General features: G+C 68.7%; 8 protein-coding genes and 1 pseudogene. 4 read left to right on the forward strand and 5 right to left on the reverse strand.

The features are described from left to right. The 5 genes and pseudogenes from ABZU75_RS45250 to ABZU75_RS45270 all read right to left on the reverse strand — a co-directional run. A pseudogene (locus ABZU75_RS45250) lies at window positions 1-205 on the reverse strand (hypothetical protein); the annotation flags it as partial. Further along, on the reverse strand, window positions 202-417 hold the full coding sequence (locus ABZU75_RS45255) for a cation transporter (protein WP_355569374.1): 216 nt from the start codon (window positions 415-417) through the stop codon (window positions 202-204). The gene ABZU75_RS45255 and the pseudogene ABZU75_RS45250, both read right to left, overlap by 4 nt. A 69-nt stretch (window positions 418-486) precedes the next feature. Then, complete coding sequence (locus ABZU75_RS45260; protein WP_355569396.1) at window positions 487-768, reverse strand: metal-sensitive transcriptional regulator; 282 nt, start codon at window positions 766-768, stop codon at window positions 487-489. 139 nt (window positions 769-907) lie between these two features. Beyond that, window positions 908-2,338, reverse strand: coding sequence for an MFS transporter (locus ABZU75_RS45265; protein WP_355569377.1), 1,431 nt, complete (start codon window positions 2,336-2,338; stop codon window positions 908-910). 142 nt (window positions 2,339-2,480) lie between these two features. Continuing rightward, window positions 2,481-2,762 (reverse strand): heavy-metal-associated domain-containing protein, encoded by a 282-nt coding sequence (locus ABZU75_RS45270; protein ID WP_355569380.1) that lies wholly within the window; start codon window positions 2,760-2,762, stop codon window positions 2,481-2,483. A gap of 140 nt (window positions 2,763-2,902) precedes the next feature. On the opposite strand from ABZU75_RS45270, the gene ABZU75_RS45275 reads away from it, so the two are divergent. The 4 genes from ABZU75_RS45275 to ABZU75_RS45290 all read left to right on the forward strand — a co-directional run bounded on the left by ABZU75_RS45275 (window position 2,903) and on the right by ABZU75_RS45290 (window position 4,725). Further along, complete coding sequence (locus tag ABZU75_RS45275; protein ID WP_355569383.1) at window positions 2,903-3,085, forward strand: hypothetical protein; 183 nt, start codon at window positions 2,903-2,905, stop codon at window positions 3,083-3,085. Further along, window positions 3,061-3,282: a DUF305 domain-containing protein gene (locus ABZU75_RS45280; protein ID WP_355569386.1), complete on the forward strand. Its 222-nt coding sequence runs from the start codon at window positions 3,061-3,063 to the stop codon at window positions 3,280-3,282. Before ABZU75_RS45275 ends, ABZU75_RS45280 begins: the two co-directional genes overlap by 25 nt. Before the next feature lie 151 nt (window positions 3,283-3,433). Then, window positions 3,434-3,949, forward strand: coding sequence for a DUF4396 domain-containing protein (locus tag ABZU75_RS45285; RefSeq protein WP_355569390.1), 516 nt, complete (start codon window positions 3,434-3,436; stop codon window positions 3,947-3,949). Between the two features lie 497 nt (window positions 3,950-4,446). Beyond that, window positions 4,447-4,725, forward strand: a complete 279-nt coding sequence (locus ABZU75_RS45290; RefSeq protein WP_355569393.1) for a hypothetical protein — start codon at window positions 4,447-4,449, stop codon at window positions 4,723-4,725. Window positions 4,726-4,793 lie beyond the last annotated feature (68 nt).

Consider the following 4,793-nt stretch of genomic DNA (forward strand, 5'->3'; position numbering starts at 1 on the left):
CGGTCGCTGCCTGGCTGGGGGCCGGCTGTGCGTGCGTTGCGTGAGCGTCGGCCGTCTGGTTCGGGGGTAGGGGCGTATGGGCCTGGTGGCCGTTGGCGGCGGGCGGCGTTCCGGTGGAGCCCACCGCGGTGCCGGCCCCGAGGGCTCCACCGAAGATCACGGCGAGTCCGAGGGCGTAGGCGCCGAGCTTGGCGGGTGTGTTCATGAGGGGGTCACCACTTCGTATCCGGCTTCCTCGACGGCGGCCGTGATCGCGGCGTCGTCGATGGGGCCGTCGCTGTCCACGGTGACCAGGCCGGTGGCCAGGTCCACGGTGACGCCGGTGACGCCGGCGACCTCGGTGACTTCTTCGGTGACCGAGCTGACGCAGTGGCCGCAGGTCATGCCCTTGACGGTGTAGGTGCTGGTGGTGGCCATGACGGCCCTCCTCTTCATGCGTGGATCCGTGTGCTGGTCAGGATGGTTGTGGGTGGATCTATGGGTGGGTCAGGAGCGGACAAGGCGGGCGATGGCGTCGGAGGCTTCCTTGATCTTGGCTTCGGCCTCGGGCCCGCCCTTGGCGGTGGCCTCGGCCACGCAGTGCGCCAGGTGCTCTTCCAGCAGGGAAAGGGCGAAGGACTGCAGGGCCCGGTTGGCCGCGGAGACCTGGGTGAGGATGTCGATGCAGTACTTGTCTTCCTCGACCATCCGCTGCAGCCCGCGCGCCTGGCCTTCGATCCGGCGCAGCCGCCGCAGGTGGTCCTGCTTGTTGTCGGCGTATCCGTGCATCTGTCCCCCTACGTTCGGCTTCACATCTCCTCTAACACCATACCCCCCTATGGTATTCCGAGCGGTCGGTGAATCGGTGAATCGGATGCGCCGCAGGGAGAGCGGAAGGGGGCGTGCCGGGGCACGCCCCCGAACCGTGTCAGGCGCGCGCCGCTTCCCGCTGCGTGCCGGCGTCGGTGGGCGTCGGCTTGGCCTTGCGCATGAGCAGCAGGGTGAGCACGGCCCCTAGGGTGGCCACGGCTCCGGCGCCGACGAAGGCGGCCTGGAAGCCGTCGGTGAGCCTGGGCAGATTCCCCAGCTCAGCGGCGCCCTGGGAGGTGGCGATCGCGGTCATGACGGCCAGGCCCAGAGCCGAGCCGACCTGGTAGGTGGTGTTGACGATGCCGGAGGCCAGTCCGCTCTCCTGCGGCCGCACCCCGGACATGGCCGACATCATCGCCGGAATGTAGGCCAGGGACATGCCGACCGCGGCGATCAGCGAGGCGGGCAGCACGTCGGAGACGAATGCCCCGTCCGGACGGACCAGGGACAGGCCCGCCACCCCGGCGGCAAGGATGAGCAGGCCACCGGCGATGAGCGGCTTGGCACCGAACCGGCCGAGCAGTCGGGCGGTGATGCCGATCATGAAGATCATGATGGCGATGGTCATCGGCAGTAGCGCCGCGCCGCTGGCGAAGGCACCGTAGCCGAGAACCTGCTGCAGGTAGAGGTTGAGGAAGTACCACATCGGGATCCAGGCGGCGCCGAGCAGCGCCATTGCCAGGTTCGCGGTGGCCAGGCCCGGGGTGCGCCAGATGCCCAGCGGCATGAGGGGCTCGCGCACCGTGCGCTGGATCACCAGGAACACGATCAGCAGCGCGAGTGCTCCGGCCAGCTCCAGCAGCGTCGCAGCCGAGCTCCAGCCCTGCTCGGGAGCGCGCACGATGGCGTAGACGGCCAGGGCGATGCCCGCGGTGACTGCGATGGCGCCCAGCACGTCGACCGAACCGCGCTTGCCCTGGACAGCAGGCAGTAGAGCCGGGACCGCGGCCAGAGTGGCCAGGCCGATCGGCACGTAAACAATGAAGACCCACGGCCAGCTCAGATACTCGGTGATGACGCCGCCGAGGAACACGCCGGCGGTGCCGCCGGCCGGGGCGGCGGCACCGTACAGGGCCATGGCCTTGCCCAGCTCGCGCGGGTTGTGTCCGAAGAGCATCATGAGCAGGGTCATCGAGGCCGGGGCGATGAGCGCGCCGCCGACCCCTTGGACGCCGCGGCCGAGAATCTCCACCCAGGCGTTACCCGCTGCCGCGGCGACGATGGAGCCGGCGATCAGGATGATCCAGCCGGTGGTGAAGACCTTGCGGGCGCCGAACAGGTCCGACAGACGGCCGCCGAGCAGCAGCAGGCCGCCGAAGGCGATGACGTAGGCGTTGAAGACCCACTGCAGGCTGCCCTGGGAGAAGCCGAGGTCGCGCTGCATGTCGGGCAGGGCGACACCGATGATGGAGGTGTCCATGATGACCATGAACTGCGCGGCGGCGAGCACGATGAGTGCTTGCCACCTGCGTGGATTGACGGCGTTCATGCCGCACTCCTGATTCCGCACATCCCCGCCGGGTGGCAGGATGTGTCGTAGGGGGTTGGGTGTGATTCGACTCGGACCGGCCCCGCAGGTGGGCGTGCACGCCAATGCACGCCCACCATTTGTCTGTTCAGGCGACGTTCCTCTAGGAAGCGCTGACAGGCGAGGTCTCGACCAGGGCGTAACCTGCCTGCTCCACCGCCGCGCGGATCTCCTCGTCAGAGAAGCCGGCTCCGCTGACGGTGACCGCGCCGCCGGCCAGGTCGACCTGGACGCCGGTGACGCCGCCGACCTTGCCTATCTCAGCGGAGACTGAGGAGACGCAGTGCCCGCAGGTCATCCCGCTGACCTGGTAGGCGGTTCCGCCGCTGGTCTCCACCTGCGCGGAGGTGGAGATCGCGGTGCCGCACGCACATGCCGTGCACATGAGGTTCTCCTCTCGCATGTACCCCGGTGGGGTACCTCGATGTGTGACCTTAACATACCCCCTAGGGGTTCAATTCCCGTAGAGGAATCCGATTTCACGGATGAGGTGGATTACGGCGAACCACCCCAGATGGTCCGGACGTGCACAGCGCTGTGATCACCAAGTCTGCGGAGGGGGTGCTCTACGGCCCAGACATTGCCGGGAGCGGGGCACCCGGGCTGCCCGCCAGGCGCAGGGAGCGGCTGCCCGTGCTGGGACTCGTGAGGCACCTGCCGCAGTGCGCCGTCCCCCTCAGCCGGTGGGCACGCGACTGCTGCTGGTGAAAGCCTCCGGCAAGGCCTTCGGCGCCGCGTTCCTGCAGATGGTGGCCGCCCACCATCGGGGCACGGCCGCGATGGCCGAAACCAAGAAGACCACCGGCTCCTACGCTCCTGCCAAGGACCCGTGCGGGGCTGAGATCATCACCGCCTCGCAGAGCGAGGAGATCGACCAGATGAACGCCCCGCTCGGCACTAAGTAACCCCCTGTCCTGGCCCGGTGCCGGGGCCGCGTCGTTCGCGCGTCCCCGGTGTCCCGGCAGTGCTCTCTCTTGGCAATTGATACCCCCTATGGGTATATTTCCGGTTGGGCGTCATCAGGCGGGCCCGCAATCGAAAGGGATATGACAGGCCATGGACCACTCAACCCACGACCACAGCACGCACAGCCCCACCGGAAACGGCCACGCCGGACACGCGGGCGCGCACGGCGGCTCCTCCTGGCGCACCGCCGCCCAGGCGACACTGCACTGCCTGACCGGCTGCGCCATCGGCGAGGTCCTCGGAATGATCATCGGGACCGCGGTGGGACTGCACGCGGGCGCCACCGTCGCGCTGTCGATCACGCTCGCCTTCGTCTTCGGCTACGCCCTCACCATGCGCGGCGTCCTCAAGGCGGGCCTGGACATGCGCCAGGCGCTGAAGGTCGCCCTGGCCGCCGACACCGTCTCCATCGCGGTCATGGAGATCATCGACAACACCGTGATGCTCACCGTGCCTGGCGCCATGGACGCCGGTCTGGCCAGTGTCCTGTTCTGGGCGGCCCTGGCCTTCTCCCTGGCGCTGGCCTTCGTGCTGACCGTGCCGGTCAACCGCTGGCTGATCGCCAAGGGCCGAGGACACGCCGTCGTCCACGCCTACCACCACTGACGTATCAGGTCCGCGGCGTGACCTTAGCCTTGATCAGGCTGGGGTCAGAACACGTTAGCCATAGTGCGCCGGCTCACGGCCCGGTCCCAGAGTGACGCAGTAGGCGGCCAGATGTCGCCAGAGAATGCCACCTCATGAGTGACGAGTAACGGTCGTCTGCCGTCACACTTGATCGTTTAGCGCTTCGCGACGACAATAACCCGTGACGTAAATCAATGACGCGCATACTGACCATGAAATCTCGGCGTGACGGTGTGCTCGGAGCCGATTCCAGTGCGCTGTTCGCGCAGGTGTAGAGCTGAAGGTATGAGATACGCGGACAGAAGCGGGGGCTCGTCCGCCCAGGCTCGATCGCAGCGTGAGGAGCTGCGGTTTCGGGCGGCGGACATGTTCGCCGGGGGAATCGGTGCACCGCGGGTGGCCCAGCTGCTGGGCATCACCCGCACGTCTGTGCCGCGACGCGGGCGTTTCGGCATCCGGCCGGCGACGTTGCGCAAATGGGAGCGGGCCAGGCTGATCGTGCCCCGGCTACCACGTCCTACACCTCCGCCGACGTGCGCGACGTGCTGCCGGCCCACCAGCTGCGGCGGGGCGGGCACGGGCTGGAGCAGCTCGCGCGGGTGCTGGAGCGGGTGCGGGTGCGGGTGGCGGGCGGACCGGAGCCGCTGCAGGCGACGCTGGGGGAGTGGCGCGACCGGCTGACGGTGCGGGGCCCGGCGATGCCGGCGGGCGCGGCCGCGCTCGACACCTCTATCTGGGGACGCCATAGCGCCTGACGGCGAGTCAGTGGAACGCCGGCGCCGCCATGTCGTGGGATTCGCCGACCGCGGTGGTGGGCCGCCAC

The sequence above is a fragment of the Streptosporangium sp. NPDC005286 genome (assembly GCF_040607515.1).
In the GTDB taxonomy this organism is placed as follows: domain Bacteria; phylum Actinomycetota; class Actinomycetes; order Streptosporangiales; family Streptosporangiaceae; genus Streptosporangium.